Annotated in this window: 17 protein-coding genes and 1 tRNA gene; 13 read left to right on the top strand and 5 right to left on the bottom strand. The window is 61.8% G+C overall.

What is annotated here, in order from left to right:
- Positions 1–374 precede the first annotated feature (374 nt).
- Entirely contained in the window at positions 375–617 is a 243-nt protein-coding gene (locus NKH57_RS24025; protein WP_006202762.1) for an SMc00767 family acetate metabolism repressor, read from the bottom strand.
- Between the two features lie 58 nt (positions 618–675).
- Positions 676–1,965 (bottom strand): isocitrate lyase, encoded by a 1,290-nt coding sequence (gene aceA / locus NKH57_RS24020; protein WP_352602374.1) that lies wholly within the window; start codon positions 1,963–1,965, stop codon positions 676–678.
- Positions 1,966–2,200: 235 nt separating this feature from the next.
- Here aceA and NKH57_RS24015 point away from each other — a divergent pair, with 235 nt between their 5' ends.
- From NKH57_RS24015 to NKH57_RS23985, 7 genes are all read left to right on the top strand, one after another.
- Complete coding sequence (locus NKH57_RS24015) at positions 2,201–3,643, top strand: helix-turn-helix domain-containing protein (RefSeq protein ID WP_352947877.1); 1,443 nt, start codon at positions 2,201–2,203, stop codon at positions 3,641–3,643.
- A 151-nt stretch (positions 3,644–3,794) separates the two neighbouring features.
- A complete protein-coding gene (locus NKH57_RS24010) occupies positions 3,795–4,694 on the top strand; it encodes a DUF2167 domain-containing protein (protein WP_023758365.1) in 900 nt (299 codons plus the stop codon).
- Between the two features lie 178 nt (positions 4,695–4,872).
- Positions 4,873–5,826, top strand: coding sequence for a DMT family transporter (locus NKH57_RS24005; RefSeq protein WP_352602378.1), 954 nt, complete (start codon positions 4,873–4,875; stop codon positions 5,824–5,826).
- 344 nt (positions 5,827–6,170) lie between these two features.
- Positions 6,171–7,268 carry a polyamine ABC transporter substrate-binding protein gene (locus NKH57_RS24000; RefSeq protein ID WP_352602379.1) on the top strand — a complete coding sequence of 366 codons (1,098 nt, stop codon included), beginning with the start codon at positions 6,171–6,173 and terminating at the stop codon, positions 7,266–7,268.
- A gap of 82 nt (positions 7,269–7,350) precedes the next feature.
- Positions 7,351–8,490, top strand: a complete 1,140-nt coding sequence (locus NKH57_RS23995) for an ABC transporter ATP-binding protein (RefSeq protein WP_023758362.1) — start codon at positions 7,351–7,353, stop codon at positions 8,488–8,490.
- A gap of 8 nt (positions 8,491–8,498) precedes the next feature.
- Complete coding sequence (locus tag NKH57_RS23990) at positions 8,499–9,473, top strand: ABC transporter permease subunit (RefSeq protein ID WP_023758361.1); 975 nt, start codon at positions 8,499–8,501, stop codon at positions 9,471–9,473.
- 4 nt (positions 9,474–9,477) lie between these two features.
- Positions 9,478–10,296 carry an ABC transporter permease gene (locus NKH57_RS23985; RefSeq protein ID WP_023758360.1) on the top strand — a complete coding sequence of 273 codons (819 nt, stop codon included), beginning with the start codon at positions 9,478–9,480 and terminating at the stop codon, positions 10,294–10,296.
- Positions 10,297–10,315: 19 nt separating this feature from the next.
- Here the strand turns inward: NKH57_RS23985 and NKH57_RS23980 are convergent, their stop codons facing one another.
- Positions 10,316–12,169, bottom strand: a complete 1,854-nt coding sequence (locus NKH57_RS23980; protein WP_352947871.1) for an AsmA family protein — start codon at positions 12,167–12,169, stop codon at positions 10,316–10,318.
- Positions 12,170–12,381: 212 nt separating this feature from the next.
- On the opposite strand from NKH57_RS23980, the gene NKH57_RS23975 reads away from it, so the two are divergent.
- Positions 12,382–14,352: an acetoacetate--CoA ligase gene (locus NKH57_RS23975; RefSeq protein ID WP_352947868.1), complete on the top strand. Its 1,971-nt coding sequence runs from the start codon at positions 12,382–12,384 to the stop codon at positions 14,350–14,352.
- A 403-nt stretch (positions 14,353–14,755) separates the two neighbouring features.
- On the opposite strand, the gene NKH57_RS23970 is transcribed toward NKH57_RS23975, so the two are convergent.
- A complete protein-coding gene (locus NKH57_RS23970) occupies positions 14,756–18,499 on the bottom strand; it encodes a PAS domain S-box protein (protein ID WP_352947865.1) in 3,744 nt (1,247 codons plus the stop codon).
- 248 nt (positions 18,500–18,747) lie between these two features.
- Between NKH57_RS23970 and NKH57_RS23965 the strand changes: the two genes are divergently transcribed.
- From NKH57_RS23965 to NKH57_RS23945, 5 genes are all read left to right on the top strand, one after another.
- On the top strand, positions 18,748–19,206 hold the full coding sequence (locus tag NKH57_RS23965; protein WP_352602390.1) for a phasin: 459 nt from the start codon (positions 18,748–18,750) through the stop codon (positions 19,204–19,206).
- A 349-nt stretch (positions 19,207–19,555) separates the two neighbouring features.
- A tRNA-His gene (locus NKH57_RS23960) sits at positions 19,556–19,632 on the top strand.
- Between the two features lie 554 nt (positions 19,633–20,186).
- Positions 20,187–20,996, top strand: a complete 810-nt coding sequence (locus NKH57_RS23955; protein ID WP_352947862.1) for an AraC family transcriptional regulator — start codon at positions 20,187–20,189, stop codon at positions 20,994–20,996.
- 98 nt (positions 20,997–21,094) lie between these two features.
- Entirely contained in the window at positions 21,095–22,060 is a 966-nt protein-coding gene (locus tag NKH57_RS23950) for an alpha/beta hydrolase (RefSeq protein ID WP_352947860.1), read from the top strand.
- 189 nt (positions 22,061–22,249) lie between these two features.
- Positions 22,250–22,762, top strand: a complete 513-nt coding sequence (locus NKH57_RS23945; protein WP_023758353.1) for a nuclear transport factor 2 family protein — start codon at positions 22,250–22,252, stop codon at positions 22,760–22,762.
- Between the two features lie 9 nt (positions 22,763–22,771).
- Here NKH57_RS23945 and NKH57_RS23940 read toward each other — a convergent pair whose 3' ends face one another.
- A complete protein-coding gene (locus NKH57_RS23940) occupies positions 22,772–23,671 on the bottom strand; it encodes a LysR family transcriptional regulator (protein ID WP_352731698.1) in 900 nt (299 codons plus the stop codon).
- Positions 23,672–23,693: the final 22 nt, after the last annotated feature.

Raw genomic sequence — 23,693 nt, 5'->3', positions numbered from 1 at the left:
AATCCTCGGCGAGGTCACGTCAACCGAATGCCGAAATTACTTCACCGAGGCTGGCTATGCCCAACCTAAATTCATCCCGCTCTAGCGTCGCGCGGCGCCCGATTCAGATGTCTTGGAGTCTCGCCTTCGTGATTCAATGGGCACACAAGTCGGCCAAGAAGCTCGCCCCTATTTCAATGCAGAGTTGAATCTGGGGTGCAATTGGCGTGAGATCGTGGCTTATGTCAAGTTGAAATAAAAGACCCCGAGATCATGCCTGGGAGCAGTGAATTTCAAGCAACTCTACTGTACTGGACTGTCCACCGGGATGTCATGAAAGAAAATTCACCTGCACGGCGACCGCGCAGGTGAAAGGGCGGTTGCACGGATTGCGATCAGCCGTGGCTTTGTTGCGTGACGATCACCGGGATCAGCAGGTCGCCCCAGTTGCCGTCGCCGCCGTGATGGCGTGCCGAGCGCACGAGCTCCACCGAGACGCCCGCCTCGACCGCCTTCATCACCGATTGGTTGAGGCGGTGCAGATCGTTGGCCAGCATGCGGATCGTCGCTTGCTGGTCGACGCTCATCGTCGTGGACTGTTCCTCGGCGCGTTCCTTGACACGGCTTATCGATGCCATTGGTCTTCTCCTTGTGTCCCAAGCCCTGCTGGGCGTTTCCTCTGTACTTTGCAGCTCGCTATTCCGCTGCCGGTTTGAACTGCGCGTGCTCGGTGGACTCGTGCATGGCGGTGGTCGACGACCGGCCGCCGGTGATCGCCATCGACACGGCATCGAAATAGCCGGTGCCGACCTCGCGCTGGTGCTTGGTCGCGGTGTAGCCATTGGCCTCGGCCGCGAACTCCGCTTCCTGCAACTCGGAATAGGCCGCCATTTGCCGTGCCTTGTAGCCGCGAGCCAGTTCGAACATGCCGTAGTTGAGCTGGTGAAAGCCGGCGAGCGTGATGAACTGGAACTTGTAGCCCATGGCGCCGAGTTCCTTCTGGAACCTGGCGATCGTCGCGTCGTCGAGGTTCTTCTTCCAGTTGAACGATGGCGAGCAATTGTAGGCGAGCAGCTTGTCGGGGTGGTGCTTGCGCACGCCCTCGGCGAATTTCCTGGCCTGCGCCAGGTCAGGCTTCGAGGTCTCGCACCAGATCAGATCCGCGTAAGGCGCATAGGCGATGGCCCGCGCAATGCAGGGCTCGATGCCGTTGCTGACGTGATAGAAGCCTTCCACCGTGCGCCCAGCGCCGTAGTCGACGAAAGGCTGGTCGCGCTCGTCGATGTCGGAGGTGAGCAGCTTGGCGGCTTCCGCGTCGGTGCGCGCGACGACCAGGGTCGGCGTGCCCATCACGTCCGCTGCCAGGCGCGCTGCGTTGAGATTGCGGATATGCGCCGCAGTCGGGATCAGCACCTTGCCACCGAGATGGCCGCACTTCTTTTCCGACGCCAGCTGGTCCTCATAGTGGACGCCAGCGGCGCCCGCCTCGATGAATGCCTTCATGATCTCGAAGGCGTTGAGCGGTCCGCCGAATCCGGCTTCCGCGTCGGCGACGATCGGCGCGAACCAGGTCTCGACCGAAAGCCCGTTGCCCTCGGACGTCTCGATCTGGTCGGCGCGCTGCAGCGTGCGGTTGATGCGCTTGACCAGCTCGGGCGCCGCATTGGCCGGATAGAGCGACTGGTCCGGATACATCGCAGATGCGGTGTTGGCGTCGGCGGCGACCTGCCAGCCCGACAGATAGATCGCCTTCAGCCCGGCGCGCACCTGCTGCATCGCCTGGTTGCCGGACATGGCGCCGAGCGCATTGACGAAGTCCTCCTCGTGGATGAGCTTCCACAGCCGGTTGGCGCCCATTTCGGCAAGGCTCTGGCGGATCTGCACCGAGCCGCGCAGCCGCTTCACGTCTTCCGCGGAGTAAGGCCGTTCGATACCGTCGAAGCGACCTTCCGGCGCCGATGGGACGAGGTTGTAAAAATCAGTCATTGGTCACTCCGAAGGATTACTGCATCCGTGTCCGGGCATCGATCATCGAGCGCGGGGTGTGACTGAATTTACATTGCGGCGCGAGATGAGCCAGCAGAATCAAGAAAATCGGCGAAATATAAGGGAAAACCTGTGTTGCGTTTGACAGGCGCACGCTGTAAATTTGTCATGATTGTAAAGAGCGGCGCATCGAGATTGTCGCGAACCTTGTGTAAATTCCTGTCAAGGACAGTCGATGGCTGACCAGAAGATATTTGCCGGGCCGCGCATCCGCCGCATCCGCAACGCCAAGGGCCTGACCCAGACGGCGATGGCCGAGGGGCTTGGCATTTCCCCGTCCTATCTCAACCTGATTGAGCGCAACCAGCGGCCGCTAACCGTGCAGCTGATCCTCAAGCTGGCGTCCGTCTACAAGATCGATCCGCATGAGTTGCAGGGCGAGGCAAGGGGGTCAGTCGCCGCTTTGAAGGAGGTGTTCACCGATCCTCTGCTGGTCGGCGAGCTGCCGGGCGATCAGGAGCTGATAGAACTTGCCGAGGCGGCGCCCAACGCGTCCGCGGCGGTGATAAAGCTGTTTCGCGCCTATCGCGAACAGGCCGAGCGCCTGTCCGACCTCAACGAGCTTTTGGCGCGCGAGGGCCGGACGACCGCAGTTTCCGGTGCCCGCCTGCCGATCGACGAGGTGCACGAGATTTTCGAGCGCCGGCCGAACCATTTCGCAGCCCTCGAGGAGGAGGCCGCGGCGTTCACCTCGGTGCTTGATCCCGGCGACGATCTGTTCGGCGCGCTGAAGGCTTGGCTGAAGCGCGAATACGGCATCGTGGTCAAGGTGCTGCCGGTCGCCACCATGCCGAACTGGCGTCGCCGTTATGACCGCCACTCGCAGCGCCTGTTCCTGTCCGAGCGGCTGTCGCCGTTCGACCAATTACGCGAAGTCGCGATGGAGGCCTGTCTGATCCGCATGACGGTCGCGGTCGCCGGCGAGATCCAGGCGCTCAAGCTGGCCACCGACGAGGCCCGCCGGCTCGCCCGCTTCGAACTTGGCCGTTATTCGGCGCATGCCTTGATGATGCCCTACCAGGCCTTTCACACGGCTGCCGTGCGTGCCCGTTATGATATCGATGTCCTGCGTTCGCGCTTCGGTGTCTCCTTCGAACAGGCGGCGAACCGGTTGACCACGCTGCAGCGGCAGGGTGCCTCGGGTGTGCCGTTTTTTATGCTGGAGGTCGACAATGCCGGCAACCGCTTCCGCAAGGCCGGGAGCCAGGGCTTTCCGCAAAGCCGCTTCGGCGGCGCCTGCCCCAAACTGCCCGTGCATGTCGCTTTCACCCAGCCCGGCCAGATCTTCGTGGAGGCGGTGGAAATGCCCGACGGCGCCGAGTTCCTGTGCATTGCCCGCACGCTGGAAGGACCGCAAGGCGCCTTCTCGGAGCGCCCGCGCCGCACCGCGCTGCTGCTCGGTTGCGACATCGGCTTTCGCGAAGACATCGTCTATGGCGCGGCGCTGCCCGGTGCGGCAATCGCCGCAAAGGCAGGCAGCGTCGCGGCGACACCGGTCGGACCCGCCTGCCGGCTTTGCGAGCGCGTCGGCTGCCTGGCGCGCGCCGAGCCGCCGGTGACGCGTCCGCTCGGCCTCGACGAGATGGTAACGGGCCTGAGCGCTTTCGATTTCCAGTAAGTCATGACTGTTGGTCGCAGAACAATACAACGAAATGTGTGTATTTGTGAAAGATGCTGGCTGTCGATCGTGATGTAACAGTTACAATATTGCTCGAGCATTGCCGGCAGGATATCAAAACGCAAGCTGCATATGGGTCGGGGGATCATTGATGGGCAAGACAGTTTTCTGGTTGAGTTTGGCGTTCGCCTTTTCGGTCGGCCCTGCCGCAGCGGAAAAGTCGTCGGCCTTCTTCAAGTCTTACCAACAGTACAACGACGCCGGCAAGGCATTCCTGGACAAGATCGATCCGAAAACCGGCGCGATAGACCTCGCCGAGGGCGTGCATCTTGACCTCAAGGACAAGTTCTACTTCCTGAACAAGAAGGACACGGCAGCCGTCCTGACCGAAGCTTGGGGCAATCCGCCCGGCTCCGGTGCCGATGCGCTCGGCATGATCTTTCCCGCGGCAAACGATCCCATTGCCGACAACAATTGGGGGATAGAGTTGCGCTGGGAGAAGATAGGATATGTCGACGATAGCGACGCCAACTCCATCGACTACGACGAATTGCTGCGCAGCATGCAGGCGGACACCTCGTCGGCCAATGACCAGCGAGTAAAGGACGGCTTTCAGCCCGTTACGCTGGTCGGTTGGGCCTCACCGCCTGTCTATGATGCGGTCAACAAGCGGCTTCACTGGGCCAAGGAATTGGAATTTGGCAGCGACGCGGTCCACACGCTCAACTATGACGTCCGCTTTCTCGGCAGGGAAGGCGTTTTTGTGATGAGCTACATCGCCACCGTGAAGCAATTGCCGGAAATAAAACAGAGCCTGGATGAGGTTCTAGATTTGGCGGACTTCGGCGCCGGCAAGACATACGCCGATTTCGTGCCAGGCGTCGATACGGTTGCAGCGGTAGGCGTTGGTGGGCTGATTGCCGGCAAGTTGGCGGCGAAGGCAGGCTTTTTGATCGTGGCTCTGGTTGCGTTGAAGAAGTTCGGTCTGATCCTGCTGGTTCCATTGGCCGGGCTCTGGCGCTTCATCCGCGGCAACAAGAGTACCTCATAGACTCTGTTGCGACGGTCTGGTTCGCCCGTCCGGCTGAGACCAAGACGGCTTCTCAGTGCCCCAAACGGCAAATCGAACTGGCTCAGCCCCAGCGCGCATCTTTGCGTTACGCGAACAGGCCATCTTTTCGTCGTCCCTTGCGCATCGTCCCGTCCACAAAAGCCCGACAGTCGCGCCCATGACCGACACTGCATCATCGCCGATCCTTGCTTCATCGACCGCCTCGCGGCGCGACGAACGCGTCGGCATGCTTTTGGTGTTCCTGTCGGCACTGATGTGGAGTTTCGGCGGCACCATCGCCCGCTTCATCACTGTCGGCGATAGCTGGACGGTTGTTTTCTGGCGTTCTGTCTGGGCAGCGGCTTTCCTGATCTGCTTCATGGTCTGGCGCGACGGCTGGCGCGGCATGTCGAAAATGTTCCGCGACATGGGTCTGCCCGGCCTTGCCGTCGGCGTCTGCTTCGCCACGGCATCGACCGCCTTTGTCGTGGCACTTGCCTACACCACCGTGGCCAATATCCTGTTGATGCAGGCCGGCGTGCCGTTGCTGGCGGCGCTGTTCGCCTGGGCGTTGTTTCGTGAAAGGGTGGGTGTCGCGACCTGGCTGGCCATCGCTGCCGTCATCGCCGGCGTCGCCATCATGGTGTCGGAATCGCTTGATGGCGCCGTCTCGCCGATAGGTGACGGGCTGGCGCTGTTGATCGCGGTGATGTTCTCGATCGCCACCGTCATTACCCGGCGGTTTGCCGGTGTCCGCATGACGCCGGCAACCTGCCTTGGCACCATGCTTGCGGCAGGCTTTGCCGCATCGCAGACCTCGACATTCGCTGTGTCGACCAGTGACATGGCTTTTCTCTTTGTCTTCGGCGTGGTCAATCTGGGCCTCGGCCTGGCCTTTTTCGCCACCGGCGCTCGGCTGATACCCGCGGCAATAGCAGCACTGCTCGGCACGTTCGAGCCGATCCTGGGGCCCATATGGGTCTGGCTCGTCCATTCCGAGGTGCCGTCGGGGCGCACCATCGTCGGTGGCGCGGTGGTTGTCACGGCGCTGCTCGTCCATATCGGGCTCGAATTCAAGCGCCAGGCGGGGCCCGAACGTGCAGGGGTCACCGGAGTTCCATCGCCTAATTGACGTGGCGCGCAGCTTTGCCATTGACAATGCCGCTGCCGCGCGGGCAGGCTGAGATTACGGCAACAACAAGACAGGCTTATCTTGCCAAGTCTCCCTGCCGGTCAGATCGAGACCGGACCACATCGTCGTATCTCTGCCTGCGCCACGGCGAAAGCCTATGACGGCATTTGCACGCCACACGAGTCCCAGCGACGACGCAACGCCTGCCTCTCATCGAACTGCCTGCATAGCGCTGGCAGTTCACGCTTGTCGCCTTTTGGAAAGCTCAATAGCCTGAAACAAATGCCCGGCCGCGCTGGAACCGCGACGAGCCGGCGAAGGAACACTCATCAAAGGAGAATAGCATGATCCGCAAAGCGCTCTGGCTTTCGGCAACTTCGGTATTTCTGACGCTTTTCACCGTCGGCGGTCATGCCGAGGATCGCGTCCTCAATGTCTTCAACTGGTCGGATTATATCGACAGTTCGATTATCGACGATTTCACCAAGGAGACGGGCATCAAGGTCGTCTACGACACGTTCGATTCCAACGAAATCCTGGAAACCAAGCTGCTTGCCGGCGGCAGCGGCTATGACGTCGTCGTACCCAGCGGCAATTTTCTTGCGCGCCAAATCCAGGCCGGTGTGTTCCAGAAGCTCGACAAGTCGAAGCTGCCGAACATTTCCAACATGTGGGACACAGTTTCAGAGCGCACCGCCAAATATGACCCCGGCAACGAATACTCGGTCAACTACATGTGGGGCACGGTTGGCATCGGTTACAACATCAAGAAGGTGCAGGCAGCACTCGGCACCGACAAGATCGACAGCTGGGATGTTTTCTTCAATCCGGACAGCCTGGCCAAATTGAAGGACTGCGGCGTCTACGTATTGGACTCCCCGGCCGACATCATTCCGGCGGCGTTGAAATATCTCGGCCTCGACCCGAACAGCACGTCATCAGACGACATCGCCAAGGCCGAAGAGGTTTTGCTCAAGGTCCGGCCCTATATCAGGAAATTCCACTCCTCCGAATACATCAACGCCCTCGCCAACGGCGATATCTGCCTGGCGGTCGGCTGGTCGGGTGACGTGTTCCAGGCCCGCAACCGCGCGGTCGAGGCCAAGCAAGGCGTCGAGATCGGCTATTCCGTGCCGAAGGAGGGCGCTCAGATGTGGTTCGACCAGATGGCTATCCCCGCTGATGCGCCGCATGTCGCGGAGGCGCTCGAGTTCATCAACTACATGATGAAGCCGGAAGTTATCGCCAAGTCGTCCAACTATGTGCTCTACGCGAATGGCAACAAGGCTTCGCAGCAATTCGTCGACAAGGCGCTGTTGGATGATCCTTCGGTTTATCCCGATGCCGAGACGATAAAGAAGCTTTACACCGTCTCGCCTTACGATCCCAAGACCCAGCGCGTCATCACGCGTACCTGGACCAAGATCGTCACTGGCCAGTAAGCAATCTGAGATGGTCCCGGCAGCCACCTGCCGGGACCATTCTTTTCTGGGGCAAGAAGCAAGAATCAGGACGGAGTGGGACATGAAATCGCTTGGCAGCATCCGCAGGGATTTTACGCCGTGGAACGACCCGAACGCCAAGCCATACATCCAGTTCGATAACGTCACCAAGAAGTTCGGCGACTTCACCGCCGTCAACAATCTGTCGCTGACCATCTTCGAGCGCGAGTTCTTCGCTCTGCTCGGCGCCTCGGGCTGCGGAAAGTCGACGCTGCTCAGGATGCTCGCCGGTTTCGAGGAGCCGACGGCCGGTCGTATCCTGCTCGATGGCCAGGATTTGCGCGGCATCCCGCCCTATCGCCGGCCGGTCAACATGATGTTCCAGTCCTATGCGCTGTTCCCGCATATGACTGTCGAGAACAACATCGCCTTCGGCCTCAAGCAGGATGGCATGCCGAAGCCCGAAATCGCGGCCCGCGTCGCCGAAATGCTCAGGCTGGTCAAGCTCGAACAGTTCGCCAAGCGCAAGCCGCACCAGTTGTCCGGTGGCCAGCGCCAGCGCGTTGCGCTCGCCCGCTCTGTCGCCAAGCGGCCGAAGGTGCTTTTGCTCGACGAGCCGCTCGGCGCATTGGACAAGAAGCTGCGCGAGGAAACGCAGTTCGAACTGATGGACCTGCAGCAGAACCTCGGTCTGACCTTCGTCGTCGTCACCCACGACCAGGAAGAGGCGATGACGATGGCCGATCGCATCGCCATCATCGACAAGGGCGAGGTGATGCAGGTGGCAACACCGGCCGAAGTCTACGAGGCGCCGGGGTCGCGCTTCGTCGCCGGTTTCGTCGGCAATGTGAACATGTTCGAGGGCAAGATCGCGCGTGGCGAGGCTGGCGCTGCCAGCATCGATGCCGGTAATGGCATCACCATCCGCACCGACAATGCCGGCACCGCCAGCGCCGGAACGGCTGTCACCTTCGCCATCAGGCCGGAAAAGATCAAGGTGTCGTCCAAGAAGCCGGCCGAGGCAATCAACGCCATCGAGGGCGAGGTCTACGACATCGCCTATCTCGGCGACATGACCGTCTTTCACGTCAGGCTGGACGACGGACAGGTCGTGCGCGCGAGCACCATGAACGCGGCCCGCATCACCGAGGATCCGTTGAGCTGGAACGACCGAGCCTGGGTCTCCTTCCGGCCTGACGCCGGCGTCGTGCTGACACGGTAGGAGCGACCATGTCGAGCGCCGCCGTCACCACCGCATCAGCCTCTCCGGCAACCAGTACCGGCAAATCCGTCCACGCCAGGTTGGGCGCTGCATTCTCTGGCCGCCTGGTCATCATTATCCCCTATGTCTGGCTGCTGTTTTTCTTCCTCATTCCGTTCGTCATCGTTTTCAAGATTTCGCTATCGCAGACGGCGATCGCCATTCCGCCCTATACGCCGGCGCTCGATATCAGCGGCGGCTTTTCCGGATTTCTTGCTCAGCTGAAACAACTCAACCTCGACAATTACACCTGGCTGACGCAGGACGCGCTCTACTTCAATGCCTATGTGACCAGCGTCATCATCGCCGCGATCTCGACGGTTCTGACATTGCTCGTCGGCTATCCGATCGCGTACGGCATGGCGCGCGCGCCAGCGACGATCCGTCCAACCTTGCTGATGCTGGTGATCCTGCCGTTCTGGACATCGTTCCTGATCCGCGTCTACGCCTGGATCGGCATTCTCAAGCCCGAGGGACTGCTCAATCAGCTGCTGCTCGCCACCGGCGTCATCCATCAGCCGCTGATCATCCTCAACACATATACGGCGATCTTCATCGGCATCGTCTATTCCTACCTGCCGTTCATGGTGCTGCCGCTCTATTCCGCTCTGGAAAAGATGGATTATTCGCTGATCGAGGCGGCAAAGGATCTCGGCTGTCCGCCGACCAGCGCGTTCTGGAAGATCACCTTTCCGCTGTCGCTGCCGGGCGTCATCGCCGGCTGCTTGCTGGTGTTCATTCCAGCCGTCGGCGAGTTCGTCATTCCCGACCTGCTCGGCGGCTCGCAGACACTGATGATCGGCAAGACCTTGTGGAATGAATTTTTCGGCAACCGCGACTGGCCGCTGTCGTCGGCTGTGGCCGTCATCCTGCTGCTGCTGCTGATTGTGCCGATCATGCTCTTCCAGCGAGCGCAGGCGCGCGCTCAGGAAATGGACCGGTGACATCATGAACACCACCTGGAGCCGCTTCAACATCACCTCGGTCGTGCTCGGCTTTGCCTTCCTCTATTTGCCGATCGTCCTGCTCATCGTCTTCTCCTTCAACGAGTCCAAGCTGGTCACCGTCTGGGGCGGCTTCTCGACCAAATGGTACGTCTCGCTGTTCCACAACCAGGGCCTCATGGACGCGACCTGGGTGACGGCGCGCGTCGGCCTGATCTCGGCCACTGTGGCGACGGTGCTCGGCACGCTGGCGGCACTCGCCTTGACCCGCTACACGCGCTTCAAGGGCAGGGTGCTGTTCTCAGGCATGGTCTTCGCGCCATTGGTCATGCCGGAAGTCATCACCGGCCTGTCTCTGCTGCTGCTCTTCGTCGCCGTCGGTCTCAATCGCGGCATCCTGACCGTCACGCTGGCTCACATCACCTTGACCATGTGCTTCGTCGCCGTCGTCGTGCAGTCGCGCCTGATCACCTTCGATCGCTCGCTGGAAGAGGCCGCGATGGATCTGGGCGCGACGCCGGTGAAGACCTTCTTCCAGATCACGCTGCCGGTCATCATGCCGGCGATCGTCTCCGGCTGGATGCTGGCCTTTACGCTTTCGCTCGACGATCTGGTCATCGCCAGTTTCACCTCGGGGCCGGGCGCAACGACGCTGCCGATGAAGATCTACAGCCAGGTTCGCCTTGGCGTAACCCCGGAGATCAATGCCGCCTGTACCATCCTGATCGCCGTCGTGGCGATCGGCGTCATCATCGCTTCGCTTGCCAACAAGCGGCGCGAGGTGCAGCGCCAGCTCGACGAGCAGGCCGCACAGCGCGGGTGAAGGCGGAAAGCGCGGCTGCCTATTCTCCCGAAACGCCGCGGCTGATCGGGGAAATGAACGGTGTGCTCCAGGTCCCGCCGACGAAGAACGATGCCTGGTTGGGGCCTTGTTGGCCATTGGTCTGCGTTGCAGCCTGGTCCGGCTGAATGACACCGCCGGACAGGGCCAGCCCGCGTCCCGCGTAGGACGCGATCCCGGACAACCAGATCTTGTACTTCGCCGAATTGGCTTCGGCCTTGTCGATCCGTGCCACGCCCTTCGAAATGCTGGCCTTGATCTCTGCGCCGTCGATCGGCAGCGTTCCGTCGGAGACGTCGTCGAGCGCGAAAAAGCCGCCTTGCTCGGTATGCTTGAGGAACGCCGGCAGGTTGAGCTTGCTCAACGCACCTGGTCCGAAGGTCGCCGAAACCGAGCCGTCGGCATTGTCGAAAATGGAGTTCCAGGTTCTGCCCGGCCCCTTCAGGATGACCGAAACGGTCCCCGTGCCAACCGGCACCAGCCGGGTCATCCCCGCCGCCGTGGCAAAAGCACCGCCGTCGATATCGGATGCCAGCAGCCGGATTTCGACCTGGGAGCCTTCCGGCTTGCGGTCGAAGCGAAGGCTGGTCTGGATGTTGCCGCCGAAGGCCGAGGCATCGGAGATATCGAAGACCGACAGGCCATCCTTGACCTGGGCGGTGGCGGCGACGTCGGCGAGCTGGATAGGCCCGGCGGTGGCGTGTGCCGCGGACAGCCTAAGATCGAGGTTGATCTTGTCGGCGAAACTTGTGTCGACGTCGCTGGGCCCCACCGCGCCGGTGGGCGCCAGCGGCGTGAAGGCCGACAGGAACGATCTGAGGTCAAGCGTGTCGAAGGCGAGCGTGCCGGAGATCACCGGCTGAGCTTCGCCAAGCGACAGGTCCAGCGCTCCCATTCCCGGATTGTTGTCCAGCGCAATGGCGGTATTTTCGAATTTGACGCGCCCGGCCGTTGCCGTGACCTTGCTCGAAATGCTGACCGAGCCGATCGCTGCGCCCGGCGCGATGCCGGCCTGCAACCATTCCAGCACGCGGCGTAGCGAGGGCGCCGAAAACTTCGCCTGACCGTCGAAATAGCTGTTTTCGGACATGCTGGCCGTGCCGTCGAAAGAGAAGGTGGCGGGGGGCGCCTTGAACGACAGGGAAAGCGGCGCCAAGCCGCCTGCAAAAAGCACCAGCGGCTTCTCCGAGGCGGCATCCACGGCCACACTTTCGCCGCGCCAGATCCCGGTCGCCGACAGCGTTGCATTGCTGTTCATCGCCGCCCAGGTCGCCTGTCCGCTCAGGCTGCTCAGAATCTCGACGTCCTTACCGTTGACCGAAGCCACCATGCGGCCGTCGCGAAACTCCACCGTGCCGAAACTATCGGTCGGCAGCTTGTCGAGATTCGGCTTCGCGGGGTCGGCATTGACGACGCCGCGGGCCGTGTCGATGGAACGCGTGATGCGCCCACCGGTTGGGACGGCGGGCAGGAAAAGGCCGGTTGGCGTGCGCTGAACCCGGATCGTCGGCCGCACCAGCCGTGCCGTCGAAAACACCACGTCGCCGCGCAAGGCCGCCATGGCGGAAAGGTCGACCTCGACCCGTTCGGCCTCGACGACCGGCGGCGTCTCGGTGTCGGTCCATTGCGAAAGCGTCACATCGGTCAGGATCGCCCGGAAGGTCGGCCAGACCTCGATCCGCGGCGAGCCTTCGATGGCGACCCGGAAGCCGCTCCACGCACTCATTTCCCAGGCGATGCGGTCGCGCACGATACGGGTGGAGGCGATCAGCGGCAGGGTGGCAACCACCAGCGCGATGACGATCACGGCAGCGCCGATCGCCCATATTCCGCGCCGGATCAAAGATGATGGCATATCGCCCCGTATGCTTCTGTAACCCCAGTCGTCACCACGACTTCCTGGTCGTCACTACGACCCCAGTCGTCACTACGACCTAGGGCTGAGGCATTTCAAGTCTTTATGGCCCGGCGATGGCATTTGCGCACATCTAGCCGCATCAATCGAACAAAATCTTGCTCTGCTGCGCTGCGATATGCATAAGCGATGGCGACCGTGGAGGAACGATCATGGCTGCCGAAGTACCGCTCTGGACCCCGACGCAAGAGCAAGTTGATGCGGCGCCCTTGACCGCTTTCACCAAGGCAGCCGCACTGAGGGCCGGTGTAGCGTTTTCTTCGTATCCGCAGCTTCACGCGTGGTCGGTTGAGGATCGTGAAGGGTTCTGGAGCCTGGTTTGGGATTTCTGCGGCATAGTCGGCGACAAGGGGACCAATGCGGGCGATGCCATCCTTGTCGACGGCGATAGAATGCCCGGCGCCTCGTTCTTTCCCTATGCGACACTGAATTTCGCCGAGAATCTCCTGAAGCAGACCGGCACCGGTGAGGCAATCGTGTTTCGCGGCGAGGACAAAGTCGAGCGCCGTCTGTCCTGGAACGAATTGCATGCGCTGACCTCACGGCTGCAGCAGCTATTCCTGTCGCTCAAGGTGAAGAAGGGCGACCGCATTGCCGCGATGATGCCCAACATGCCCGAGACCGTCGCCGCCATGCTTGCCGCCGCCTCTATCGGCGCCGTCTGGTCGTCCTGCTCTCCCGATTTCGGCGAGCAGGGCGTGCTCGATCGCTTCGGCCAGATCGAGCCTGTCGTCTTCATCGCGCCGGATGGCTATTGGTACAATGGCAAGGCGATCGAGGTCGCCGACAAGATCGCTGCGGTCGCGGCCAAGCTCTCGAGCGTCCGCAAGGTCCTGGTCGTCGATTATCTCGGCACATCGAGCGACGTCGCTGGGACCATCGATAAGGCCGTGGCGCTGGAAGTGGCGCTGTCGCCCTTCGCCGGCAAACGCGTTAGCTTCGAGCGGCTGCCGTTTTCGCATCCGCTTTACATCCTGTTTTCATCAGGAACGACCGGCATTCCCAAATGCATCGTCCATTCGGCCGGCGGCACGCTGATCCAGCATGTCAAGGAACACCGGCTGCATGCAGGGCTGATCGAGGGCGACCGCTTCTTCTACTTCACCACCTGCGGCTGGATGATGTGGAACTGGCTCGTGTCGGGGCTCGCTTCGGGTGCCACGCTGCTGCTCTATGACGGCTCGCCCTTCTACCCTGACGGCAATGCGCTGTTCGACTTTGCCGATGCCGAGAAGATGACCTTCTTCGGCACGTCGGCCAAGTTCATCGATTCCGTCCGCAAGGCCGGACTGAAGCCGATCCGCAGCCATGATCTGTCTGATGTGCGTGCGATTTCCTCCACCGGGTCGCCGCTGTCGCCGGAAGATTTCCGCTTCGTTTACGACGGCATCAAAAAGGACGTCCATCTGGCCTCGGTCTCCGGCGGCACCGACATCGTCTCCTGCTTCGTGCTCGGCGTGCCGACGCAGCCTGTCTGGACCGGCGAGATCCAGGGTCCCGGCCTCGGCCTTGCCGTCGATGTCTGGGACGACGACGGCAAGCCGGTCCGGCAGGAGAAGGGCGAACTGGTCTGCACCAAGGCCTTTCCGTCGATGCCGATCGGCTTCTGGAACGACCCCGGGGGCAAGAAATACCACGCGGCCTATTTCGAGCGCTTCGACGATGTCTGGTGTCATGGCGATTTCGCCGAATGGACCGGGCATGGCGGCCTGATCATCCACGGCCGCTCCGACGCCACGCTCAACCCGGGCGGCGTGAGAATTGGCACGGCGGAGATCTACAACCAGGTCGAGCAGATGCCCGAGATCCTGGAGGCGCTGTGCATCGGCCAGGATTTCGACAATGACGTGCGCGTCGTGCTGTTCGTGCGCCTGGCCGCTGGCGTGCAACTCGATGAGGAACTCGAGAAACGCATACGGGCAAAAATCCGCAGCGGGGCGAGCCCGCGTCACGTGCCGGCCAGGATCGTCGCCGTCACCGACATCCCGCGCACCAAATCGGGCAAGATCACCGAGCTTGCGGTGCGCGACGTGGTGCATGGCCGCGCCATCAAGAATAAGGAGGCGCTCGCCAACCCAGAGGCGCTTGAGCTGTTCAAGAACCTGCCGCAACTGGCCGGGTGACCAGCCAATGCGTGTTGCACAAATTGGCTCGGGCTTTGAGCCAACGACCTGCATGAAACAAGGATTTCCAGCATGGTTACCGAAATATGTCGGTAGAATTTACCTAGATTTCATCAGTGGTACACATTCGTAAATTTTCCGCCGCCTCGGTAAGGAGTTGTTAAGGTCTGGCGTCGATAGTCGCATACAACTTGAGGGAGAAATCCCGTTCCTCGGCCCCCGGAGGATCCGATTCGCTCAAGCCCCCGTTGTGACAGCAATTCCATCTCTTAAGGCGTCCTTTTGGGCGCCTTTTCTTTTGCCGAAGCAATTCCAGGAAAAGCGTGAGCGTTTTTCCCGGGAAAAGCGCATCCCTTTGGGAGTTGCGACAAACAAAAGGGATCGAGCTGTGGAGGGCGCTGGCCTATTCCGCAAGCACACGAGTCGACGGAAACGCGACCTCGACCAGCGTGCCTTCACCCGGTGTGGAGTTGATGATGAACCGGGCGCGGTTGGCTTCGACCATCGCCTTGGTCAACGGCAATCCAAGCCCGGTGCCGTCGCCACGTCCGCGCTTCAGCGCGTTAATCTGCTTGAATGGCTTCAGCGCCTGCTCGATCTCGGCCTGGCTCATGCCGATGCCGGTGTCGCGTACCCGCATCACGACGTCACCCGACGTTTCATAGGCGGTCGAGACGATCACCTGGCCGCCGGCCTGGGTATAGCGGATGGCGTTCGACAGGATGTTGAGCGCGATCTGGCGCACGCTGCGCAGGTCGGCCACCACTTCCGGCAAACGCGAAGCGAAGCTGGAGCGGATGATGACGCGCTCACGGTTGGCCTGTGGCTGCATCATCGCCACCGTCTCAGCCAGCGTGTCGTTGAGCGACACCGCCTCGTAGGCCATTTCCTGCTGGCCGGCCTCGATCTTCGAGATGTCGAGCAGGTCGTTGACCAGGTCGAGCACATGATTGCCCGAGCGGTTGATGTCGCGCAGATAGTCGCGGTAGCGGTCATTGGCGACAGGTCCGAACTTCTCGTCGACCATCAGTTCGGAAAAGCCGATGATGGCATTGAGCGGCGTGCGGATCTCGTGGCTGATGCGGGCGAGGAAATCGGTCTTTTGCGAGGACGCGCGCTCTGCCATCGCACGCGCTTGCGTCAAGTCCTCTTCGGCCCGCTTCCACTGCGTGATGTCACGCACGACAGCACAGAAGCCGCTGTCGTTGGGCAGCCGGCCGATGGTCATGAACAGCGGGATGAACCGCCCCTGCGCCTCGCGCCCGATTACCTCGCGGCCGTCATTCATCACGCTCGCCACACCGGGTTCGGACAGTCCGTTGAGATAGTCGCGCGCCGCGCGCTGGCTTTCGATTGCAAATAGTGAAGCGAACGGCTTGCCGGTAACGTCGTCGCTGTCGAAACCGAACAGCGCTTCGGCCGGACGGCTGATCGAGCGGATGGTGCCGTCACGGCCGATCAGCACGACGCCGTCGGTGGCGGTGTCGATGATGGTGCGCATCTCGGCGATGCGCGCCTTGAGCTCGGGAATGTCGGGCTGCGTCTGCTCGTCGCCGACCGCATGCACCGGTGCGTCGTCCTCGCCGTGGCGGCGCACCACCAGCATCAGCGCCTTGCCGTCGCGCCAGGGGACCGAGCGTAGAATAGCTTCGATCGGAAATTCCTGCCCGTCACGCGTCTTCAGCCGCAGCGCGCGATCGGCGCCGTCGGAAGAACCGTCATCGGCGTAGGGGTCGGCAAACAGGGCGCCGAGGCCACCGGCATCCGCAAGGTCGTCGAGCGCCTCATAGCCGGTCAGGTTGAGGAATTCCCCGTTCGCATAGTGCAGCTCGTCGCCGGAATGGATGAGCAGCGGCACGGGCAGCTTGCCGAGAAGCGAAGTGTCGGGAACCTTGTGCTCATCTCCGGCCGAAAACGCCGACGGCACGAACCCTTCGGCCTTGAGCGGCGGCACCTGCAGGCGCGGGCGCTCGATGCGTGTTTCCACGACGTCCTCTGCGCTGGCAGTTTTCTCGGCGGACGCCACCGCCTGCTGGTCGGGCGAGGCTTTCTCGTCGGGCTGCGCCCAATCTTCACTATCTTCGGCATCGCGAAAATCAGCTGATGTCATGCTGTCGTCATCGACGGCATCACGTCGCGCATCGGCGCCAACCGGCTCCTCGCCGGTCGCACCGGGTTTGGTGATGTCTGGTTCCGTCGCCACCGGTTCGGAGACCGGGGACGCGCCACTATTGTTCGCGGCAGCGTCGCTTTCGTTGACATGGCCGGCATAATCCAGCAACGAGCCCGTCGCATTCGGCGGCGCATCGGGTTCCTGAACCCTTTCGTCCGGGTGGCCGCCATCAAGCCGCGCCAGATCCCGCTCGTCCTCGGCATCGACATCGGACGGTTCGGCTGGCGCTGTCTCGCTCGTCGGCTCGACCGGGGAACTGTCCTTCCTCAGCCGTTCGCCGATCTCGCGGAACGCGCTGCGTTCCAGGCTCGACAGGCCCTTGTCGTTGGCCGGCTGACGATGTTCGGCCAGCCGGATCACCTTGTCGGCAAAGCGCCGTTCCGGTTTCGGCACGATGGTCAGCGCCGGCACCTCGCCCTTGAAGGGGTCCGAAGCCGGTGGGCCCTCGGCCTTCGGCTCTCCCGATGCTGGTTCGAGGGTTTTCGGTTCCGGTGCCGCCGGTGCCGCACCGTTGGGCACCAGCGCCATGCCGATGGCTTCAGGATCGACGACCGCATCACTGGCGCGGGCGACGCCGAAGCCGCGAAAACCCTCGAAGGCACGGCTGCGGCCATAGACAGGCAGCGCCGCCAGGTCGACAGGTATCTTCAGATCGGTGCCGACCACCGGCCACAGCACGGAGCGCCCGGACCAGGTATCGCGCCGTTCCAGGAGGCCTGCGATCTCGCCGGAGGGGTCGAGGCCGAAAGTGGCCGCGACATCCCTGAAGCGCCGGCCGATCACGTCGGCTGCGGGCTTGCCGACGATGGAGGCGAATTCCGGCGACAGCGCACTGAATTTGCCTTCGGCATCGGTGCGCCAGACGAAGCGCAGCGGCGGCGCCATGCGGTCTATCACCGGAACGGTCCCAGGCGCGGCCGCGAAGGTGGCCTGGACATCATTCCGTATCGGGTCTTGTTGTTTCGTGTTTTGGGCGGGAGTGTCCAGAGCGGCCGGTTCTGCGGGCGCTTCAGGTTCAGGCGCGGCTGGCTGGTGCGCCTGTTGCTCCTCGTCCTCGCCGGTGTTGAAGTACCAATGGTCGTGCTGCGCCGGCGTGCGCGCAGGTGGGTGATCGCTGTTGGCGGCTGTCGGCGGCTGCACCGTCGCGTCGGCGATCTCATGCGCCTGCGATGCGGCGATATCGCTGGTCGGTTGTGAGGCACCCGGTTCGTCGGCCGGCTCGGCACCCTGTTCCGGCTGAACAGCAGCGTCGCCAGCCGGCGCGGCCTCGGCGATGGTTTGCGCCGGGTGTTCGCCGCCAGCTGCGGTGTCGTCGAGTTGGTTCTCGTCGATTACCACCAGCAGATGCCGCTCCTCGGTCAATCGTGCCAGCCCCGCCGGATAGGCGGCCGTGCCGCCGGGGACGAGGCGTTTGACGATGCGGTCGCTCTCGGCCGCGACGTCGGCGACGAGCGCAGCCAGCGTCTCCGGCAGGATGCCCAGCGCAGAAAACCCCTCCGAGGCGGCCTCGACGTTGCCTGCGGCATCGACAAAGGCGATGAAATGGCCGTCCTCGGTAAACCCGCCTATGCCGCGAGCGGCGATTTCGCCGGCACTGCGTGAGCCCGTCTGCGCCGCCGGCACGGCCAGCATGATCGCCTTTTCGGCATCCGGCATGGACACGGCGCTGGCCAGGAAGCTGACGGCGCGGCTGGTCATGCCGGTCGCAAGCCGCACCGTGATAGCCCTGTCATTGCCGATCTCGGGAAATCCGCTGGTCGCCATGATCTGGCGCCTGGCTATCAAGGGCAGTTGCGCCGAGGTGCCGATGATGGCCTCGATGTCGGGATAGCCGAACATCGCGGCTCCCGGCCCATTGGCCCAGATCACCTGCTCCAGGTCCGCCGACAGGATCGCGATCGCGTCGCCGGCGGCAAAGCGCTGGCGGACCGCGTCGAGCACGGCGACGTCAAGGAAGGAATATTCGGACGGCATGCGCTTGGCGAACCCTCACGGAGCGGCGAATTTGCAGTTAACGCTTTGTTAATAAAAGCCGGAGGCGCGAAGGTCCACAAGCCAGAACGTGCAAAGGCCGGAATCTGGGCTCTTGGTTAACGGCCCAAAAGAATTTATGGTGCACTGCAACAAAGATATTGCAATGCACAAAATTTGCCTTTATATTGCCATCATACATGAACGAGACGGCTTTCTGTCAAAGCCGCTGGCGCTGAAAAGGATGGAAAATGTCCAGGACCAAGACTGCCGAGACGATTGAAAACGTTGAATTCCCGAGCTTCGACGCTTCCAAGGCTACCGACCAGATGCGCGCTTTCGCCGAAAAGGGTGTTGAGCAGTCAAAGGAAGCCTATGCCAAGCTGAAGACCGGCGCCGAGGAGACCCAGAAGGCTCTGGAGTCGACTTTCGAGACCGCCAAGACCGTTTCCAGCGACCTGTCGCTCAAGACCATTTCCGCTCTGCGTGCCAATGCCGAGGCCGGCTTCTCCCATCTCGAAGCGCTGATTGGCGCCAAGTCGTTGTCGGAAGTCGTCGAGTTGCAGACCGCGTTCCTGCGCAAGCGCGTTGAGACGACGGTAGAGCAGGCCAAGGACTTCCAGGCTGTCGCCTCCAAGGCAGCCGAGGACGTCTCCAAGCCGATCAAGACCGCCTTCGAGAAGGCGATGAAGGATATCAAGATTGCTTAACATTTACGCATGATCTGAAGATGCAACAAAAGGTCGCATTTTCTTAAAAAAGATCGGTCGTATGATGTCGGCAATCAAGGAATACCCGGCGGGTGGAACCTCCTCCCTCTGCTTGCCGGGGTGACCAGCCAGCACCTCCTCCCGCTGGCTCGTAACAGGAAAAGGCCGGCACCTCCTCCCGCCGGCCTTTTTCTTTGCCTGGCGCCGTGAATATCGCGCCGATGTGGGGAAGTGACCTTTGCTTTCCAAAAGCCTTGAATTAGAATCCATAAGCCCGTAAGGACGCATCGCCGAACGACAGAGCGGTCGAGTGGGATGAGTTTCCGCTTCGACCCGTTCAGGCAGACGTGCCGTTGTAGCTCAGATGGTTAGAGCGCCGGATTGTGGATCCGGAGGTCGCTGGTTCGATCCCAGCCAACGGTACCATAGTTCATCAAATAATTTCAATTACTTAAAGGTTATTGGGGCAGTGAGGTAGGCTCCCTACGGATGGGTACCATTCTGGTATCATACGGAGGGCGTTCAGTTATGCCCATGACGGTCAACAAAGTTGGCGGTGGGAGTGGACCCCGCCAACGACGTCGGCCGTCGTTCTGCTTTGAGGTCTTTACGCAGCCGAAAAATGCCGACGGCCACGGGAGCCTACCGCTTGTGGAAACCGCCAGGCCCGAAGGTGAAGGGGCTTGAAGCTGCAGACTGATCCACGCATGGACGGCTGCAACATTTGATGTCGCTGTCCGGAAACGAAAGGCAGCGCCAATGTTTAGAGTAACCGCCCCACACCGCCACGCCATTTTTGCAGAACTTGACGCATACAACCGTGTTTCGACAGAGGTCGAAATGGCGGCCCTTGAACATCACGTGCTCCTCCATGGCTGAGGAGCGTTCCATGCATGCTCCGATTACCGAAAGGTTTGCGGCAGAGCCGTATTTGAAGCGGTTCACTGGCAGCTTGCGACGTCTGTTGCTATTTTGAATCCATGTTGATCGGGCTGGAACAGACCAGGCGAGAACTGCGCGCCGGTTCATATGAATGGTCGGGAGGGGCGTCCACGTTTCTCAGGGCCGGTCCTGGCGAAGGTGCGTTCCATTTCAAGCGCGTGACCGTGGGCGTGGTGCTGGCGCCGCTTAGAAGCCATCATGCCGCTTATGGGAATGACCGCCGCCGGGCCTTGCCATTGCTGCCGGGCCAAGGCTGGGTTTTCCCCGCCGGCTTCGAGGGCTGGTGCCGGTGGGATGAGCCGAACGACTTCCTCAATGTCGAGATCGACGACGATCTCCTCATGGGTGCGGGGATGCCAGCACCGTCCTTTGTGCCTCGGTCAGGTACGATCGATGCGTTGGTGACTCAACTCGCCGTCAGCCTTCACGCTGCAGGAAATCCCGCGCCTCGGCTGTATCGCGACGCTTTGGCTGTCGCACTCGCAGCGCAGCTCACGCGTCTCGCGGGCCAGCCTGCAGGCGATCCGCCTGCGGCAGAGCCACGTATTCTGCGGGCGCTCGACTATATCGAGGCGCATCTTGCGGATGATATCACGCTCGATGACCTGGCGGCGGTAGCGGTGATGAGTCGGTTCCACTTCGCGCGCGCATTTCGCGCTGCCGTTGGCGTGCCGCCACATGCCTTTGTCGTCTCGCGCCGGATCGAGCGGGCGAAGGATCTGTTGCGCTCAACCCGACTACCGATCGCCGAGGTCGCATGGCGGGTCGGTTATTCCAATCCGGCAAAGTTCGCGGCGCAGTTCCGCAAGCTGGTGGGCGAGAGACCGGGAGCCTGGCGCGGGCACTGAAGCGCAAGATCGGATCGGCAAAGCGCAAGGACGGGCGCTGACGAGCGGACGTCATGGCGCGATGCTTGAGGAAATCCTGTCCTGAGGAGGCTTTTCCCATGTCCGTGCTCTCGTTTATCGCCGCGGCGGCTTCGATGTTTTTTGCCGGAGCTGCGCTTGCCGCTGAGGTTCAGACCCGCAAGGTTTCCTTTGACAATGAAGGGGTCGCCCTGATCGGCACACTTTATCTGCCCGCCGATTACCGGCCTGGCGAGAAGCGCCCCGGCGTGCTGGTGACCGGCGCCTGGACATCGGTCAAGGAGCAGATGTCCGGCCTCTATGCCCGAGAAATGGCAGAACGCGGCTACGTGTCCCTTGCCTTCGACTTCCGCGGCTGGGGTGAGTCCGGCGGGACTGCCAGGTTCAGGGAAGACCCTGCGGCCAAGAAGTCGGATATTGTTGCTGCCGGCCGTTTCATGGCGAGTTTGCCTGATGTCGACGCGGCAAAGATCGCGGGCCTCGGTATCTGCGCCTCAGCCGGCTACATGGCGCAGGCCGCATCAGCCAATGCGAACTTCGCCAGCGTGGCGCTGGTGGCTCCCTGGCTGCATGACGCCCGCATCGTCGAACAGGTCTATGGCGGTCCAGAAGGTGTGGCCGCACTGATTGCGACATCGCGAGAGGCCGAGGCCGCCGAGCGCGAGGGCCGACCCCGGATCGTCGTCGCCGCGAGCATGAGCGACCGGACGTCGCTGATGTACCAGATACCCTATTACACGGAGAGTAACCGGGGCCTCATCCCGGCCTATGACAACAAGTTCAACCTGGCCTCTTGGGAACCGTGGCTGACCTACGACTCCGTGGCCGTCGGTGCGCAGCTCGACAAGCCCACGCTCATCGTCCACTCGGAAGCCGCAGCGATCCCGCAGGGTGCGCATGCTTTCTTCGCGCTTCTTGAGGGCGACCGGTCCGAACTCTGGCTGGACGACGTCGCCCAGTTCGACTTCTACGACAAGCCCGAGAACGTGACGCGGGCCGCCGATGCAGCTGCGGCGCATTTCAACCGAATCAATAGTGGTTCTTGAAACAGAACTACCCCGGTGCCAGGGCGCTGGGCCTACCTTGCACCAAAGCCGCTGCTCGGGCGGCTGGCGGATTGATGGATGGTAACGAAACGCTTGCATGCAAACAAGGAGGATATTTCCATGGAACCTAATCATTCAAACCCAGCATCGACGCGACCCACTGGAACCACCGGCCAAAGATGTCGTGGAATGAAGGCGGCGTTGCTCGGCGCCGCGCTGCTCACAGTCGCTGGCGCTCAGACGTCCTTTGCGTCGCCCGCCGACGAAGCCCGCATAGCCGGCGTAATCTCCGCCGTCGCCGTCTACGCCGACAATCGCGATTTCCGCCCTCTCGAACGCTTCTTCGCACCGGAAACGACGATCGATTACACGTCCTTGTGGGGTGGCGAGCCGCAGCGCTTTGCGCCCTCGGCGTTGATGGATGCCTGGGCCGACCTGCTGCCGGGTTTCGACGCCACGCGTCATGAGCTTTCCGATATCCAGGTCGAGATCGGCGATGGCGCGGCAACGGCACAAGCCAGTGTCCGCGCAACGCACTGGCTGGGCGATCGCATGTGGGTCGTGGCCGGATCTTACGAATACGCGCTTATCCGCACCGGCAGCGGCTGGCAGGTCTCGCGGATGACGCTTCACTTGGCCGAGGAAAGCGGCGATCGCACTCTCGTCGAAGAGGCTACAGCCAAGGTCGCGCGAGCCAAGTGATTGCCGAGACTACCGCCCACGGCCATTGGTCTGCGTCGTGCTCCGCACGACGTCGAGGAATGCCTTCAGCACCGGTGAGGGCTGTTCGCGCCGATAGATGATGGAGGTATCGATAGCCAGGTTTCGGCCCCGAATTGGACGATAGACCACGCCGGATCGACGCAGGTTCTGAAGGCAGGCTGGCAACAGTGAAACGCCAAGCCCGACAGATACAAGGCCGATGATCGTCTGCTTGGGCGTTGCTTCCCGCACGATCCTTGGGCTGAAGCCCGACGCCCGGCACAGCCCGACGATCTCGTCATAAAGGGATGGATTGATGCCGCGCGGAAATTGAATCAGTGCCTCTGGTGCCAAGTCCGCCAGCGCCACCTCGGCTTCCGAGGCCAACCGATGCGTTTCCGGCAAGGCTACGATCAAAGGTTCGACCAATATGCTTTCGACCTGCAGAGCGTTGTGAACAATAGGCGGATGAACAAAGCCGATATCGAGTTGGCCTTCAGCCACGAGTTTGATCTGACTGGGAATACGCAGGTCCGTCAGGCTCAACTCGACCTCTGGATAGGCTTCAACAAAGCGCTGAACGATTGCAGGCACGACACTGTAGATCGCCGCATCGATGAACCCGACGGACAGATGGCCGGTTTCACCACGATCGGCTTTGCGGGCAAGCTCCACCGCTTGCCCCGTCTGATGAAGCACTGCCCGCGCTTCGTCCAGAAACACACGGCCGGCAGCAGTCAGTTCGACCTTGCGCTTGGTGCGATCGAGTAGGCGCACGCCGATGGCCTGCTCCAGCTGCTGGATCTGCTTTGTCAGAGGGGGTTGGGAGATGTGCAGGCGTATTGCGGCGCGCCCGAAATGCAGTTCTTCCGCTACAGCCACGAAGGACTGCATGAGCTTGTGGTCCATTTCTAGTTTCCCAAATCGAATT

Source organism: Mesorhizobium sp. M1050, from assembly GCF_040318715.1.
GTDB lineage: Bacteria > Pseudomonadota > Alphaproteobacteria > Rhizobiales > Rhizobiaceae > Mesorhizobium.
Note: the sequence above shows the minus strand (reverse complement) of the source record. Positions and strands in the feature narration are given on the sequence as shown.